Here is a 14,534-nt window from a genome sequence, read left to right as displayed (position 1 = left end):
TGAAGCGGATGGGTACAGATTAGAACCTGTATCTATCCGCTTTCTGTTTCTTACCAAGTATGCCATATCTACCAACAGCAACAAACAGCTTACGATTCCAGATAGATATGGCATACTTATTACCGTTTCAGAAACTTATTCTTCAGCAATAACTCCATCACTTCTTCTTTTTCGCTGCGGCTGATGGGAATACGGTGTTGAGAAAGACGAATTTCATTTCCTTCAATCGCATCGATCTTTGCTGCATTTACAATAAACGATTTATGTGTCTTGATGAATTGAACTGCAGGTAAATATTCCTCCACTGATTTCATGGTAAGGTAGCTGATATATTTTTTCTCAGCCGTATAAATACAAACATAATTCTGCAGCGCTTCAACAAACTGTACATCATTAAAAGCAATACGTACAAACTGATTATCGGCTTTAATATAAAAATCGGTTTGTTGCTCTGCTGTTGGTACAGCTTTATTTTGTTGCCGCAGCTCGTAGTATTCTTTTGCTTTCATAGCTGCTTTCAAAAAACGATCGAAAGAAATTGGCTTTACCAGGTAATCCAATGCATTCAGTTCAAAACCATCTAATGCATACTGCGGATAAGCCGTAGTAAAAATTACAGGTGGCGCCTGTTGCAGCGATTTAAAAAAATCAATGCCCGTAATCTTTGGCATTTGTATGTCGAGCAAAAGCAACTGTACTTCGCCTTTGCTGATGAGATCGGCCGCTTTCAACGGATGATCGAACTCACCTACCAGCTGCAGAAAGTCCACATCTGCCACATACTCTTTCATTCCTTTACGGGCAAGCGGTTCGTCGTCGATGATGGCAACTTTTATCAACATTATACATGCAGTTTAAGATGAACAGTATATACTTCTGCCCCGTTTTGAATTGACAGATCGTATTTACCGGGATAAAGTAGTTCCAATCGTCGTTGTACATTTTGTAAACCGATGCCGCTGTTCTTATCTGTTACAATTATGTTTTCTTTTGAATTTTCCACAAGAAAGTCAAGCGCACCGTTTGCTTTCGACAATTTTACTTTTACATAATTGGCTTCGTTGCTGTGATGTGAAATATGCTTGAATGCATTTTCAACAAACGAAACCAACAGCAGGGGTTCAATAGAAAATCCTTTTACCTCGGGTGCAGCGGAAAAGTCAACAAGATAACGCTCATCTTTCCGGATCTTTTGCAGCGCCACATAATCGTTCAGAAAAGAAATTTCTTTTTCAATCGGTATCTTATCATCCCCTGCTTCGTACAACTGGTACCGCAACATTTCTGAAAATTTATGCAGTGCCTCTCTTGCTTCTTTGTTTTCTTTATCAATTAAAAAATAAACAGCGTTGATGGAATTAAACAGAAAATGCGGATTGATCTGTGATTTCAGAAAACCCAGTTCAGCTTCAGCTTTTTCTTTTGCCATATCAGCCATTTTCGTTTGCATGGCGGTGTAATCGAACATCAGCTTAAAGGCAACACCTGCCAACACTAAAAAGAAATGCGGTATTACATTATCATATACCCTGCCCTTCCAGTTACCTGAAAGATGGAGCAAGGCAGGATTATTGGTAACACGGCCGATGATGTTCATTTTTATATAACTGCTCAAAAGAATAATGCAGATGAGAATAACTGCAAATAGTACATAGTGCTTTTTATACAGCAACTTTGGAACAAGCAGATAATTGGTGAAATATACAAGCGCTGCGAGGTCAACCACTTTAATAAGCGTTACTTTAAATGCGGTTGCAGGCAGACTATAATCTTCGTAGCGGAGCATAAACCATGTACCGAAAATGAGCATCCAGATAACAACATGATGCAGATTGTACTTCAAAAAGAATTTTGCGTTGTGCATACCTCAAAATAAATGTACAAAATCTGCCTGTTAAAAAGCTTTACAGCTATTGCTGCTTTTTGCTGATGAACTGCAAACTCACCGTTTGTCAAGTATTCAGCGCTGAAGATGTAAATGAGTTGTGATAAGCTTTGGCTTTTTGCAAGCTTTGTGTTACTAAATCGGTTTGTATGAATCATATCATTATCGTAGTAGCATTTGTTTTTCTTACAAATTTACCTGCGAGCTCCTGTGCGCAACAGCAAACAACAAACGATGTAAAAGTTGGTGATGGTTGCGAAGGCTGCGAAGCGATCTATGAAAGTCCCACGCCATTTGAAAAACTGGAATCAATGGTATGGCTTGCAGACTGGACACTTCCCGGGCAAAAACTTGCAGTGAACGGAACAGTGTACAAAGCAGATGGCAAAACACCAGCTGAAGGAGTGATCATTTACATTTATCACACAGATGGTAACGGTATTTATCCAACCAAAGGCGATGAGAAAGGCTGGGCCAAACGACATGGTTATTTGCGTGGCTGGATGAAGACCGATAAAAATGGTTTTTATAAATTCTTTACACTGCGGCCCGGTTCATATCCCAACAGTAAGAATCCTGCACACATACACATTACCATAAAAGAACCGGGTAAACAGGAATACTGGATCGATGAATTTGTTTTTGATAACGATCCTTTCTTAACAACAGAACAACGTAGCCGTTTACAAAACCGAGGAGGAAGCGGCATACTTACGCATAAGCCGGGCGGAAGTATGGTAAAAGCAGAACGCAATATTTATCTGGGTAAGAATATTCCAAACTATCCTTTATAGGAAGCATTAGCTATTAAACCTTATACATTGGTCGGCACGGTTGAAAACCGTCAGAGCATTTGCTATTTTTTTTCTTTTCTTTTTGCTTTAGAAGGAAGAAAAAGAAATATCAATATTAATGTAGAGAAAAGTGCAACGATAAGCGCAGAAAAAACATTTGCTGTACCCATGCTAACTGTACCATATTTACTAACCTGTAACATTGAACCAGTTTCGCCGGTAATCAGAAAAAAAATAACTGCCCCCCATGAAAGTAAAGTGAGGAACAGCCATAACTGCCTGAATGCACCTAAATAATCTGTTGAAGGTTTTCTCATTTCGCATAATTTCTTGCACCAAACAACAAACTTCCAACACGTACCATTGTACTTCCTTCTTCTACAGCAATTTTGTAATCACCACTCATGCCCATAGAAAGTGTGGTGAATTTTTCAGTGCATTGATCAAACAAGATTTTTAAGTTGCGAAACTCTCCCCTCACCTTTTCCATATCATCGCTGAAAGAAGCCATACCCATCAAACCATTTATTTCAACATTTTTATACTTATCCATCTGATTATATTTCTTGATGGTGTTTAGCGTTAAATGCAATTCATCACCACTAAAGCCAAATTTTGTTTCCTCGTCAGAAATATGAACTTGAAAAAGACACTTTACTTCTCTATTAATTTTTGAAGCTTGGCTGTTTATCTCGTCAAACAACTTGAAACTGTCCACTCCGTGAATCATGTGGACAAAGGGCACTATGTATTTTACTTTATTTCTTTGCAGATGACCAATAAAATGCCATCGTATATCTTTCGGTAATTGCGCTTGCTTATCTACCAGCTCCTGTACATAGTTTTCACCAAAATCACGTTGCCCCAAATCGTATAATGCAAGAATGTCTTCCACAGGTTTGGTTTTACTCACTGCTACGAGTGTAACCTGTTTAGCGTCCAGTTCTTTTTTGATCGATTGATATGCTTCTGTATTAACTGCCATTGCGCAAAGTTGCTGAAAATAAAAATGTGCTGATCATTTTCAAATCAGCACATTTACAAATTCTCAAATTAAGTTTATTTCAAAATACTTCTGCTTATCACGATTCTTTGCACTTCACTTGTTCCTTCGTAGATCTGTGTAATTTTTGCATCACGCATTAAACGCTCTACATGGTATTCCTTTACAAAACCATAACCACCATGTATCTGCACCGCTTCAGTTGCTGTCCACATGGCTGTTTCGCTGGCAAATACTTTTGCCATAGATGAGCTGAGTGTATAGTCAATATGCTGATCTTTTTCGTAAGCTGCTTTCAGGCATAATAAACGTGATGCTTCGATCTTTGTCGCCATATCGGCCAGTTTGAACTGGATAGCCTGGTGATGCATGATCTCTTTACCAAAAGCTTTGCGTTGTTTTGAATAAGCCAAAGCCAGTTCATACGCACCACTGGCAATACCTAAAGCCTGCGATGCAATACCAATACGTCCGCCTGCCAATGTTTTCATAGCGAATTTGAAACCAAAACCATCTTCACCAATTCTATTTTCCTTGGGCACTTTTACATCCTGAAACGAAATGCTGTGTGTATCGCTTCCTCGTATGCCGAGTTTGTTTTCTTTTGCCCCAACACTTACACCCGGCCAGTTTTTTTCAACAATAAATGCATTGATGCCCTTGCTGCCTTTTGCTGCATCAGTTTGTGCAATTACCAAATACACAGAAGCAGAGTTGCCGTTTGTGATCCAGTTCTTGATACCATTGATGAGATAATGATCGCCTTTATCTTCAGCTGTTGTTCGCTGCGATGTTGCATCACTGCCTGCTTCGGGTTCGCTCAACAAGAAAGCCCCGATGTATAATTCGCCGTCTTTCTTCCCTTGTGCAAGGGGTGTTAGATATTTTTGCTTTTGTTCTTCACTCCCATACTCCTGCAAGCCATAACAAACAAGGCTGTTGTTCACACTCATTACCACACTCACACTTGCATCGATCTTGCTGATCTCTTCCATGGCCAGCACATAGCTTACCGTATCCATACCCGAACCGCCGTATTCAGGCTTTACCATCATACCCATAAAACCCAAATCGGCCAGTTTGCTGATCTGTTCTTTGGGAAACTTCTGCAGCTCATCACGCTCAATTACACCGGGTAAACATTCGGTTTGGGCAAAATCTCTCGCTGCTTTTTGTATCATCAGCTGTTCTTCTGTCAATTGAAAATGCATATGACTTGATCGTTTTTGCCAAAGATAAGGGATACTAACAGTTGAAAGTTTTTTATTCAATATTGCAACTATTTAAATACCAACCATTGGGTATTTGTACCTTTAGGATAACCATTATCTTCAACCCAAAAATATCCACGGCATGAAAGCCTTTATTTTCACCTTTCTGTTATCCACCATTTTTTTGTCGCAATCTTCTGCGCAAACCTGTCTCAGCGGCAATTGCAGTTCCGGCTTTGGTAAATTCAAATACGAAAACGGCGATATCTACGAAGGCGAGTTTTACGATGATAAGCGTGAAGGCTTTGGCGTATATATCTGGAAAACCGGCGAAAAATTTATTGGCGAAAGTCTCGGTAATGTTTTTAGCGGCTTTGGTGTAATGGAGTTTAAAGATGGAACCAAATACATCGGTGATTTTAAAAACGGCGAGTTTGATGGTGAGGGCGAAAAAACCTATAGCAACGGCACAGCACAAATAGGCATTTTTGAAAAAGGCAAATACCTTGGCAATATCTCCTATTACGGTAAAGCTGTTGGCACCACGGGTTGCTTAAATGGCGATTGCGATGCCGGTTATGGCATGAAGTATTACAGTGGCGACGATCGTTACTTTGGTTATTTTAAAAACGGAAAACGTGATGGATATGGAGCTTATTACTGGAATGATGGTACACGTTGGGTTGGACAGTTTGAACAAAACCTGTTAACCGGTTATGGCACTTACTTTTTTATTACGGGTGAAAAATATGTTGGTTATTTCATCGATAGCAAGCGTAACGGCTGGGGTATAAATTACGATCCCAATACCGGTGTAAAGAAGATCGGTTTCTGGAAAGATAACAATCTCATTACGCCAAAATCAACATTGGTAACGAACGGCAATGCTACCGGATGCATCAGCGGCGATTGTAAGAATGGTTATGGCAAGTATGTTTACAACAATGGTTATTACGAAGGTTATTTTAAAAACGGTTACAGAGATGGTGAAGGGAAGTATTATTTCGATATTGGTGATTTTTATGTTGGAACTTTCGACGATAACAAGTTTAACGGAAAAGGTACTTATTACTATACCAATGGCGAACGTTATACCGGCGAATGGAAAGACCAACGCACACATGGCAAAGGTGAGTTAGTTCAGTTTGACGGTACATTAAAAGTCGGTTATTGGAAAGAAGGTACTTACCAGGATAAAACAACCCCGCCTCCCGGTTACGATGCATGGGTACGAAACAATTATCAATCTTCAACAGGCGGTAATACCGGTAACATTGCTTCTAACACAAGCAATACAAACAGTAATGTTACCAATAACAAACCGCCAACAAATCAAACCAATACAAAACCGAATAATACCACAAAGCCAAATAACAGCGGCAATAACAACACTACAACAGCTAATAATAACAAGCCGAATGTAAATAACAACAATACAACTACCGGCAACAACAACACGAAGCCAAACAATAACAATAATACCAATGTAAGCACCAGCAATACCAGCGGACTTGTAACTACCAACTTTAAAAAGAAACTGGCGCTTATTATCGGCAACCAATCTTACCAATATGCCACAGCATTGCGCAATCCTAAAAACGATGCACGCTCAATGGCCCAGGTTTTACGTGCCTGTGGTTTTGAAGTGATAGAAGTAATTGATGGCAGTGCTGCACAAATGAAATCGGCGATTCGTGATTTTGGGGCAAAGATCGTTGGTGCCGATGTGGCTTTATTCTATTACTCGGGCCATGGTATGCAGGTCGATAACTCCAACTTTATGATTCCGATTGATTTCAAACTGCAAACAAAATCGGATGTTAAAGACGATTGCCCGAACATCAACTGGGTATTGGATCGTATGCAAAGAGCATCAACAAAACTCAACATTGTTATTCTGGATGCGTGCCGCAACAATCCATTCGATCGTGGTTCGTTTGGCGATGATGATGCCAACGAAGGTTTAGCTTCTATTACACCTCCCGATAATACCGTGATCTCTTTTGCTACCGATCCCGGTTCTGTTGCCAGCGATGGTGTTGCCGGATCCAATGGTTTGTACACAGGTTCATTGATCAAATACATTGCTTCGCCCAACATGCAGCTTGAAAATGTATTTAAGTTAACAGGCCGTGAAGTGCGTGAAAAATCGAGCGGTAAACAAAAACCCTGGCTTAACTCTAACTTCTACGACATCTTTTATTTTAAAGCGCAATAAAGCATTACAAATGCAAAAAGCCGGAAGAGAGTTTTATTCCTTCCGGCTTTTTGTTTAGAAGCCGTCACAAAAGGTCGTCATTGCGAATAATAATGAAGCAATCTCAGAATTAGACTGCTTTGTACATCGCAGTGACGGTCACGTTGTGAGGAATTGCGACCTTTTGAGACAGCCTCTTTTCTATTTTCATCTTTGCTAACTTTAAACAATGTCATCAACAATTTTAAATGCCGATTACTGGAGCAATCGCTACCAGCAAAAAGATACAGGTTGGGATATTGGCTACGGCTCCACTCCCCTTGTTGAATACCTGCGAACGATAACAGATAAACAGCCGGCTATTCTTATTCCAGGTTGTGGCAATGCTTATGAAGCAGAATGGTTGCTGCAAAATGGATTTACCAACGTAACGGTATTGGATATTTCACCCGTGTTAACAGCTGCATTGCAGGAAAAATTTAAAGACAAGCCGGTACAAATTATTACTGCAGATTTTTTTGAACATAAGGGCCGGTACGATCTTATACTTGAACAAACTTTCTTCTGTGCACTCGATCCTGCTTTGCGCAACAACTATGTACGACAGATGCAAGAATTGCTGAAACCCGGCGGTAAATTGGTGGGAGTTTTATTCAACCGTATGTTCGATGCTGGTCCGCCCTTTGGCGGCAGCAAAGAAGAATACGAAGAACGTTTCAGCCCTCATCTGCACATAAAAAAAATGGAGTTGTGTACCAACTCCATTCCCCCACGTAAAGACGCAGAATTATTTTTTATTGCTGAAAAAGTTTAACCTCTTCCCATGTCACGCAGGTAAGCTACATGCGATGCAATAGCCATACGCATTTTTGGATATTCAATATACTCTACATTAAACTCCCTGCAGGTTTGTTTAATAATACGGCTGATTGCAGGATAGTGCACATGTGAAATTTTTGGAAACAGGTGATGCTCTACCTGGAAGTTTAAACCACCAACCAGCATTGAGATCAATTTATTTCTTGTAGCAAAGTTGGCTGTTGTTTTTAACTGATGGATAGCCCACTCATCTGCAAGGCGGCCATCTTCTTCACTTGGCATCGGGAAATGCGTATGCTCAACAGTATGTGCCAACTGAAACACAATACTGATAACCAAACCTGCGAATAAAGTAGTTACAAGAAACCCTACCAGCCACGCTGTAAATCCGGCAAAGTAAATTGGAATACCAACGAATATGATGAGGTGAATAAACTTAAACGACCAGAATACAACATGATCTTTTACTTCCATTTTCTTTAATGGCATGTTACCGATCTTTTGTTTAAAATATTTCTGATAGTCCATTACAAAAATCCAGAGGATGTAAAGCAACGAATACAAAAACCAGAAATAATAATGTTGATATTTATGCAGCTTGTATTTTTTCTGTGTGCTGCTCATTCGTAACCAAGGCTGAATATCGATATCATCATCCACACCATCAATATTGGTATAAGCATGATGAATAATGTTGTGTTTAAAATTCCACATAAAGCTGCTGCCACCTAACATGTTTAACGAAAACGCAGCCATCATATTAACAACCTTGTTGGTGCTGAAACTACCATGTGCCCCATCGTGCATTACATTAAAGCCTATGGCTGCAATTAAACCTCCTAACACCAGCGACTCTGCAATACCCAACCACAGTGCAGGTGTAAAAAACACCAGATGAACGTATACAGCAACCAAAGCAACACCAAAACCAATTGCTTTAAAATACAGGTTGAAGTTTCCTGTTGGCTTTTTTCGTTGTTCTTCGAAGTAAGTATTTACCCTTCTCTTTAATTCTGTGTGGAAGGATTGCGCCTTAACGGCAAATTTTGGAGTGCTCATTATAACGATAAATAAATTGGCGCAAAGGTAACTTTTCTCAGCTTTGGTTGAGCAGCTTGTTGAAGGAATGACCCATAAATGATACGTTAAACTACCCTGATCTTCGTCAGGTACTTATTTTAATTAATGCATCGAACGTACGAATGCCTATTCGTTTTTCCGTAATAAAACCTTCACCGTATTCAACACCAATGCGTTTGCCAAACATTTTGTGGCGTGAAATAATGGTATCGAAATAAGCGGGTGTTGAAATATAGGTTTGCGGTTCGGCATCGTTAGGATTTACGCCTGCATTACTAAACTGAGTACCATAGGCTTTAATGCTTTCTACCTTACGTTCAAAAACAGATGAAATATCAAAAATAAAATCAGGCTCTGCATAGCGGTCCTGTATGTAATGAAACACATATTTGGGTCGCCATGCTTCCTGTGCTACCCCATCCTGTGCTGTTTCGATTTTGCGTAAGCCGGAAAGAAAAGCTGCATCTGAAACCAGTTTAGAAGAACGGCCATGGTCGGGATGGCGGTCTTCCAGCGCATTACAAATAACGATCTCGGGCTTGTACTGTCGTATTTTTTGAATGATCTGGAGCTGATGCTCTTCATCGTTCTTAAAAAAGCCATCACGCATACCTAAATTTTCACGTACATGCAAACCCATAATTGCTGCAGCAACAGCCGCTTCTTGTTTACGTGTTTCGGCTGTACCTCTTGTACCCAGTTCGCCACGTGTAAGATCAATAACACCAACTTTTTTTCCATTGTTGATTTCAACCATCAATGTACCTGCACAACTTAATTCCACATCATCGGGGTGAACGCCAAAAGCGAGTATATCTAATTTCATCGAATAAAATTTTGGAGTGTAAAAGTAGTGGATATACCAAAAGCAGAGCCCTGAAAAATCAACAGGTTATTCTCTACAGAACAATTAACTATTTCTTTGTGGTTGAAGTAAAGCCGGGATAGTTGTAATACATGCGGTCGATCTCCTGTACAATTTCTTCGATCTGTTTATCAAACTGTTCTTCCTGCGGGTTCCAGCCTTGTTTTAAACTGGTACCGGCAAAAAACATGAGTGTTTGATAAAAACCTGCAGTAAAGCCGCCCTTCATTTCCCGTACAATTTCGTAACAGTTGTTGCCTGTCTGGCGGTTGATGAGTTTCATCAACACACGGCCCTGGTAAATAGAAAGATCGGTTACCTTATCGGTAAAGCCTGCACGCAGATCTTTTTCTCTTGATTTGATGTACTTCTTACGTTCAGCTTTGCTGTTGATGTTTTCGAGATGTTTGTTTACATCGTTCATAACCACACCTGCCGAACGTGCATAAGGATAAGTAAGATAAACGGCGTTGCGAAGTCTTGTCCAGTTGGCCCAGTATTTTGCTGCTTCTTTCGGATCGCCGCCCCATACCAGCACTTCGCTTATTTCCCTGCCGCCCAAAAGTTCGCCATTGATGATCATGGCTTTTACAAACACGGTATCATTGGGACCATATTCAACCTTCACTACTTTTTTTGTACTAACCGAATCAGTTGATTGTGCAAACACAAACGGCCCAACTGTAAGTAAGCAGATGAGTACAGATAAACGAAATATGTGTTTACGGCCGGCCATGAACTGTGTAAATTACGAAATACTGCTGTTTATACAAAAGACAAGACCGTTGTAACCTTTGCTGCCTTGTGAAGATTTTCTTAATTCGGTGTCAGGACGTCGCAGAAGTCAGACACCTGGACTCTGCGTATTTACAAGAAGTTCCGAACTTGTTTTGTGTTGTTTGTTGAAATTTGAGATGTGTATCAATTGATTTTTAAACAAGTTGGTGCGTATATTTAGGTGTTGGTAGCAATTTAATTGAGCCTCAAAATTCTCAGGAAGTAATCGGACAACTTAATAAATATGGAAGAACAGACTGGAACTGTTTATAATTATCTTGATTTCAGCGAGACTGAGTACGGAAGTGCTGATTACAGGAACGACATAAAGAATAAGAAATTCCAATTTATTTCCTTTAACAAGTCAAGCTTTCAAAATTGTAACCTGACAAATGTAATTTTCAAAGATTGTCATTTTACTAGATGTGACTTTACAGAAATTAGACAATGGAATTGCGTGTATGAAAATTGCAAATTTTTCGACACTAAATTTTACAACTCTGCAATGGGGGTACAAGTAAAATATTCAAACTGTCAATTTGTAAAATCAAAGCTGACTGGAAAATATTTCACCTTTGGACAAAACACTGAATTTAATAAATGCACTTTTGAAAAGTGCGACATAAAATCTACTTGGATACTTTCTATTATTTTTAAAGAATGTGCCTTCTCAAGCAGGTTAACAAATGTAAGGTTCAGCGGAGAGAAAGAAGCTAAAGTTTCATCAACATCTGGTCATTCAGAATTCCCTGCGACATTTATAAACTGTGACTTTAGTAATTCAATATTCGAAGACCTTGAGATAATGGACGGTGCAATTCTAACTGACTCGTTGTTGCCTAATCAGCATAGTAAAAGATTTAATAATGACAGGATTTATTTCCCTAAAGAATAAACTGTTCAGCTGTTGTTGGCGTCCCCGCCAACTAACCAGATGAATCATTTTTAAATTTAACCTACTGCACGTTGGCGAGGACGGGTAACTATATACGTGTTAGACCACGAGGGCTAAAAAAAATCACTTTAATTCTTTCATCATGATTTGCTCGCTTACATATTCAACCATTGTTCCTATTTTCCCTTCTGTAACGTTGTGAAAGGTATCATGTCTGAATGAGAATGATTTCGGTATTTGGGGTAAATCTTCGTGATTATGGGTCACATTAAAAGTCCAATACCTGTCTATTTTCTGTTTATCTGACGTTTTTGTGATTGAATAGTTGAACGTACAAGTTTTCCCAAGAACATTTAATTGTATTGTTGACATAGTTTTGTTTTTGTTAGGTTTTGGGTTGCCTTTCACCGATGCAGCCATGATGCTATGAAATGTATTAGATGCTTCGTCTGGTTTCTTTTTATCTTTTGCCATGATTACAAAGTTATATAGTTTAACTATCTTTGTAAAACAACAACACCCCTGCTTTCGTAGCACCTCCGATACAAAAGGAGAATTACTACTTACACAGAGGGTTGTCGACTTTTGGTTGTGGTCTTTTACACCACGTCTCAGACACAGTACCTCGAATACTGGATTTGTCAGCTAATGAGACCGTCCCTGACCCAACATTTTCAATTTGTTTATTAGGGGCTGAAAAGCCCCGTTTTTATTTCGCTAACAAGTTCATTTAGCTTTATCTCTCTTGCAACATTTTCGTATGCTAATTTTATCGAACTGTTTGAAGTAGAAATTTTTAAGCCTCTTGAACCTTGTGTTACAATATTATTTCTCCAAATTTCAGCGTCTTTCTTCCAGTCAATTTGAGATAAAGACTTAATTACTTGGCTAATCTGCGCTTCGCTTGCTTTATTTTTAAAAAGTACAGAAGCAACACGCCCAACAATATTTAGTCCAGCTGAATTCAAAATCAAATACTGGCTTCTGTATTCCGGTATTCTGCCCATTGTCGCTCCTTCACCCGTCAGACTTGCTACCTCTTTTAAAATTGGCGTTTTATCTGTCAATTCATTTATGAAATCTTTAAATCGGTTAAAGTCGTCTTTGTAGATAGTAGTATTTATATCACTATATTTTTCCTCCATTCTTGTTTCAAAATCTGCGTCACCGGCAGCAGAACCACTTCCTGTTAATTCTTTAACGAAGGCACGTACTTGACTTACCAACAAAAGCTTTGTTGATTTTTTCGATAACGTTGATCTTGTTGCATCTACCTTATTAGACAGTAATGGGCAATGAGTAATTAAGTCTAAAACGAAACCATTTGCTGGGTTTCTCTTGTCATATACAGCAATCAAACTCTTAGGAAGTGGTTTTGTTTTAGAGCAATCTGCAAAATCTTGATGAATTTGGTCTATATCGTTTTCAATTGTTATCATTACGGGAATGCCATCATCTTTTAATTTATCGTATTCTTCAGGGGTTAATTCCTTAAACAAATCATCCAAAGCTTTTTTTCGATGCTGCCCATCTGTAACCGAAAACTTAATTGTATAGGGTACAATCATATACCCGGGAGTAGTTGCAGTACCCGGCACACTAACCGTGTAAACCACCACCGCATCTTTAATATTAAGAGTCATTGCGGGTAGGATATACTTATCATTATAGTTGCGCTTGATATATTCCTTTGTCACACGAGCATGTGGCAAATCAAGCGGTCGGTTCATAGCCTGCCTAACATCTTTTATACCCCTATCTTTCTCGCTTGAATTAAATTTTAAGTTATTCACAATGAAATGAACAGGGAATACAGTTGAAATAAACTTCCTTGTTCCTTGTTTAAATAAGGTTACAGGGAACAGCGTTGCCATTCCAACATCGTCAGCTAAAGCCCTTGCTTTTGAACGGGCATCATCCAGCGTATCACAGTATTTTATTTCAACATCATTTGCCATGGTCCATGTTTGTAGTTCCAAAATTACGTAGATAATTTCGGAAAGAACAAAACTTTTCTACGTTATTTTAAAAAAAAGTTGTGTTCAAATTTGAAAATACTAATAATAGTTGTAAATTTGTCTTACAATGAAAGACAGTAAAACAGAATCTATTACATTCAGAACAACTAAAGAGTTGAAGGAGTCACTTCAAGCGTTGGCTGAAAAAGAGAGCCGCACACTCAGCAACATGATTGAAATGTTACTGGAGCAGGCGGTTAAATCCTCAAAAAAGAAGGCATAATTTTTTTAATTACATTGTAAGACAAAGTAAGACATGAAAACATTCAAGAATATATTTGACTTTCAAAAAGAGTTCAGCACAGATGAAAAGTGCAGGGAGTATTTAGAACAGCAACGCTGGAACGGTACGCCTGCTTGCCCTTTTTGTGGCTCATTGAATGTTCATCGTTTCCCAAATGGTAAAATATTCAAGTGCCGTGAAAAGCAATGCAGAAATAAGTTCAGTGTAACCGTTGGAACGATCTACGAAAACACAAAAATTCCTTTGCAAAAATGGTTCTTAGCTACTTACATTTTATCTGTTCACAGTAAAGGAATAAGCAGCTTACAACTTGCAAACTGGTTAGGTGTAACACAAAAGACAGCGTGGCATTTAAACCACCGTATTAGAGTTATGCTCACAGATAACGCACCTGAATTATTAGAAGGTATTGTAGAAGTAGATGAAACCTATGTAGGTGGTAGTTTAAAGAACGTACATGCAAGTAAGAAGGAAGCTAAAAAAGGGCTTGATAACAAGACTATGGTATTTGGTGCGGTGCAACGCAATGGGAAAGTAAGAACAAGAGTAATACCTCAAACCAATATTGAGAACGTTAGCAAAGCGATTGAAGATTTCGTAGCAGTTGACAGCACTATGGTGGAAAATCCACTCAAATTGACCCCCTGCTACCGGCTTAATGTGACCCCCATTCGCCAGACCAATGTGACCCCCTGCGGCCATTTCAAACTGACCCCCTGAAGTTGATAAAAAGATTAGTTGTTTTT

The 14,534-nt window shown here is 39.1% G+C and carries 16 protein-coding genes; 6 read left to right on the top strand and 10 right to left on the bottom strand.

Annotation, left to right across the window (positions count from 1 at the left end):
* Nucleotides 1–119: 119 nt before the first annotated feature.
* Both ESA94_RS00080 and ESA94_RS00075 read right to left on the bottom strand, forming a co-directional pair.
* Complete coding sequence (locus ESA94_RS00080; protein WP_129128826.1) at nucleotides 120–842, bottom strand: LytR/AlgR family response regulator transcription factor; 723 nt, start codon at nucleotides 840–842, stop codon at nucleotides 120–122.
* Nucleotides 842–1,864 (bottom strand): sensor histidine kinase, encoded by a 1,023-nt coding sequence (locus ESA94_RS00075; protein WP_129128825.1) that lies wholly within the window; start codon nucleotides 1,862–1,864, stop codon nucleotides 842–844. The genes ESA94_RS00080 and ESA94_RS00075 overlap by 1 nt, the downstream gene beginning before the upstream one ends.
* A gap of 170 nt (nucleotides 1,865–2,034) precedes the next feature.
* Here ESA94_RS00075 and ESA94_RS00070 point away from each other — a divergent pair, with 170 nt between their 5' ends.
* A complete protein-coding gene (locus ESA94_RS00070) occupies nucleotides 2,035–2,679 on the top strand; it encodes a dioxygenase family protein (RefSeq protein ID WP_129128824.1) in 645 nt (214 codons plus the stop codon).
* Nucleotides 2,680–2,741: 62 nt separating this feature from the next.
* Here the strand turns inward: ESA94_RS00070 and ESA94_RS00065 are convergent, their stop codons facing one another.
* The 3 genes from ESA94_RS00065 to ESA94_RS00055 form a co-directional block, all read right to left on the bottom strand.
* On the bottom strand, nucleotides 2,742–2,996 hold the full coding sequence (locus tag ESA94_RS00065; protein ID WP_129128823.1) for a hypothetical protein: 255 nt from the start codon (nucleotides 2,994–2,996) through the stop codon (nucleotides 2,742–2,744).
* Nucleotides 2,993–3,664 carry a YggS family pyridoxal phosphate-dependent enzyme gene (locus ESA94_RS00060; RefSeq protein WP_129128822.1) on the bottom strand — a complete coding sequence of 224 codons (672 nt, stop codon included), beginning with the start codon at nucleotides 3,662–3,664 and terminating at the stop codon, nucleotides 2,993–2,995. Before ESA94_RS00060 ends, ESA94_RS00065 begins: the two co-directional genes overlap by 4 nt.
* A 74-nt stretch (nucleotides 3,665–3,738) precedes the next feature.
* Nucleotides 3,739–4,893: an acyl-CoA dehydrogenase family protein gene (locus tag ESA94_RS00055; protein WP_129128821.1), complete on the bottom strand. Its 1,155-nt coding sequence runs from the start codon at nucleotides 4,891–4,893 to the stop codon at nucleotides 3,739–3,741.
* 142 nt (nucleotides 4,894–5,035) lie between these two features.
* Here ESA94_RS00055 and ESA94_RS00050 point away from each other — a divergent pair, with 142 nt between their 5' ends.
* Nucleotides 5,036–7,111, top strand: a complete 2,076-nt coding sequence (locus ESA94_RS00050) for a caspase family protein (protein WP_129128820.1) — start codon at nucleotides 5,036–5,038, stop codon at nucleotides 7,109–7,111.
* A gap of 208 nt (nucleotides 7,112–7,319) precedes the next feature.
* Nucleotides 7,320–7,904 (top strand): methyltransferase domain-containing protein, encoded by a 585-nt coding sequence (locus ESA94_RS00045; RefSeq protein WP_129128819.1) that lies wholly within the window; start codon nucleotides 7,320–7,322, stop codon nucleotides 7,902–7,904.
* Here ESA94_RS00045 and ESA94_RS00040 read toward each other — a convergent pair.
* The 3 genes from ESA94_RS00040 to ESA94_RS00030 form a co-directional block, all read right to left on the bottom strand.
* Nucleotides 7,901–8,968 (bottom strand): fatty acid desaturase family protein, encoded by a 1,068-nt coding sequence (locus ESA94_RS00040; RefSeq protein WP_129128818.1) that lies wholly within the window; start codon nucleotides 8,966–8,968, stop codon nucleotides 7,901–7,903. The genes ESA94_RS00045 and ESA94_RS00040 overlap by 4 nt on opposite strands.
* Nucleotides 8,969–9,074: 106 nt before the next feature.
* The gene (gene bshB1, locus ESA94_RS00035; RefSeq protein ID WP_129128817.1) at nucleotides 9,075–9,815 is read right to left on the bottom strand and encodes a bacillithiol biosynthesis deacetylase BshB1; all 741 of its coding nucleotides are present in this window, start codon (nucleotides 9,813–9,815) and stop codon (nucleotides 9,075–9,077) included.
* Nucleotides 9,816–9,903: 88 nt separating this feature from the next.
* Nucleotides 9,904–10,590 (bottom strand): DUF4294 domain-containing protein, encoded by a 687-nt coding sequence (locus tag ESA94_RS00030; protein ID WP_129128816.1) that lies wholly within the window; start codon nucleotides 10,588–10,590, stop codon nucleotides 9,904–9,906.
* Between the two features lie 285 nt (nucleotides 10,591–10,875).
* On the opposite strand from ESA94_RS00030, the gene ESA94_RS00025 reads away from it, so the two are divergent.
* Complete coding sequence (locus ESA94_RS00025; protein ID WP_129128815.1) at nucleotides 10,876–11,526, top strand: pentapeptide repeat-containing protein; 651 nt, start codon at nucleotides 10,876–10,878, stop codon at nucleotides 11,524–11,526.
* Between the two features lie 123 nt (nucleotides 11,527–11,649).
* On the opposite strand, the gene ESA94_RS00020 is transcribed toward ESA94_RS00025, so the two are convergent.
* Nucleotides 11,650–12,000: a hypothetical protein gene (locus ESA94_RS00020; RefSeq protein ID WP_129128814.1), complete on the bottom strand. Its 351-nt coding sequence runs from the start codon at nucleotides 11,998–12,000 to the stop codon at nucleotides 11,650–11,652.
* A gap of 212 nt (nucleotides 12,001–12,212) precedes the next feature.
* Nucleotides 12,213–13,484 (bottom strand): DNA sulfur modification protein DndB, encoded by a 1,272-nt coding sequence (locus tag ESA94_RS00015; RefSeq protein WP_129128813.1) that lies wholly within the window; start codon nucleotides 13,482–13,484, stop codon nucleotides 12,213–12,215.
* A 127-nt stretch (nucleotides 13,485–13,611) separates the two neighbouring features.
* Between ESA94_RS00015 and ESA94_RS00010 the strand changes: the two genes are divergently transcribed.
* Nucleotides 13,612–13,767 carry a ribbon-helix-helix domain-containing protein gene (locus tag ESA94_RS00010; protein ID WP_129128812.1) on the top strand — a complete coding sequence of 52 codons (156 nt, stop codon included), beginning with the start codon at nucleotides 13,612–13,614 and terminating at the stop codon, nucleotides 13,765–13,767.
* 33 nt (nucleotides 13,768–13,800) lie between these two features.
* The gene (locus ESA94_RS00005; RefSeq protein ID WP_129128811.1) at nucleotides 13,801–14,508 is read left to right on the top strand and encodes an IS1595 family transposase; all 708 of its coding nucleotides are present in this window, start codon (nucleotides 13,801–13,803) and stop codon (nucleotides 14,506–14,508) included.
* The last annotated feature ends 26 nt before the right edge of the window (nucleotides 14,509–14,534 follow it).

Origin of the sequence: Lacibacter luteus (genome assembly GCF_004118265.1) — a bacterium.
GTDB classification, from domain to species: Bacteria; Bacteroidota; Bacteroidia; order Chitinophagales; family Chitinophagaceae; genus Lacibacter; species Lacibacter luteus.
This window is presented reverse-complemented; position numbering and strand designations above follow the sequence as displayed.

Excerpts from the sequence above, each read along its gene's own strand:
- ESA94_RS00030 (WP_129128816.1), bottom strand. The coding sequence starts at position 10,590 with ATGGCCGGCCGTAAACACATATTTCGTTTATCTGTACTCATCTGCTTA.
- ESA94_RS00045 (WP_129128819.1), top strand. The coding sequence starts at position 7,320 with ATGTCATCAACAATTTTAAATGCCGATTACTGGAGCAATCGCTACCAG.
- ESA94_RS00065 (WP_129128823.1), bottom strand. The coding sequence starts at position 2,996 with ATGAGAAAACCTTCAACAGATTATTTAGGTGCATTCAGGCAGTTATGG.
- ESA94_RS00015 (WP_129128813.1), bottom strand. The coding sequence starts at position 13,484 with ATGGCAAATGATGTTGAAATAAAATACTGTGATACGCTGGATGATGCC.
- ESA94_RS00080 (WP_129128826.1), bottom strand. The coding sequence starts at position 842 with ATGTTGATAAAAGTTGCCATCATCGACGACGAACCGCTTGCCCGTAAA.
- ESA94_RS00070 (WP_129128824.1), top strand. The coding sequence starts at position 2,035 with ATGAATCATATCATTATCGTAGTAGCATTTGTTTTTCTTACAAATTTA.
- ESA94_RS00005 (WP_129128811.1), top strand. The coding sequence starts at position 13,801 with ATGAAAACATTCAAGAATATATTTGACTTTCAAAAAGAGTTCAGCACA.
- ESA94_RS00060 (WP_129128822.1), bottom strand. The coding sequence starts at position 3,664 with ATGGCAGTTAATACAGAAGCATATCAATCGATCAAAAAAGAACTGGAC.
- ESA94_RS00010 (WP_129128812.1), top strand. The coding sequence starts at position 13,612 with ATGAAAGACAGTAAAACAGAATCTATTACATTCAGAACAACTAAAGAG.
- ESA94_RS00040 (WP_129128818.1), bottom strand. The coding sequence starts at position 8,968 with ATGAGCACTCCAAAATTTGCCGTTAAGGCGCAATCCTTCCACACAGAA.
- ESA94_RS00020 (WP_129128814.1), bottom strand. The coding sequence starts at position 12,000 with ATGGCAAAAGATAAAAAGAAACCAGACGAAGCATCTAATACATTTCAT.
- ESA94_RS00050 (WP_129128820.1), top strand. The coding sequence starts at position 5,036 with ATGAAAGCCTTTATTTTCACCTTTCTGTTATCCACCATTTTTTTGTCG.
- ESA94_RS00075 (WP_129128825.1), bottom strand. The coding sequence starts at position 1,864 with ATGCACAACGCAAAATTCTTTTTGAAGTACAATCTGCATCATGTTGTT.
- ESA94_RS00055 (WP_129128821.1), bottom strand. The coding sequence starts at position 4,893 with ATGCATTTTCAATTGACAGAAGAACAGCTGATGATACAAAAAGCAGCG.
- ESA94_RS00025 (WP_129128815.1), top strand. The coding sequence starts at position 10,876 with ATGGAAGAACAGACTGGAACTGTTTATAATTATCTTGATTTCAGCGAG.
- bshB1 (WP_129128817.1), bottom strand. The coding sequence starts at position 9,815 with ATGAAATTAGATATACTCGCTTTTGGCGTTCACCCCGATGATGTGGAA.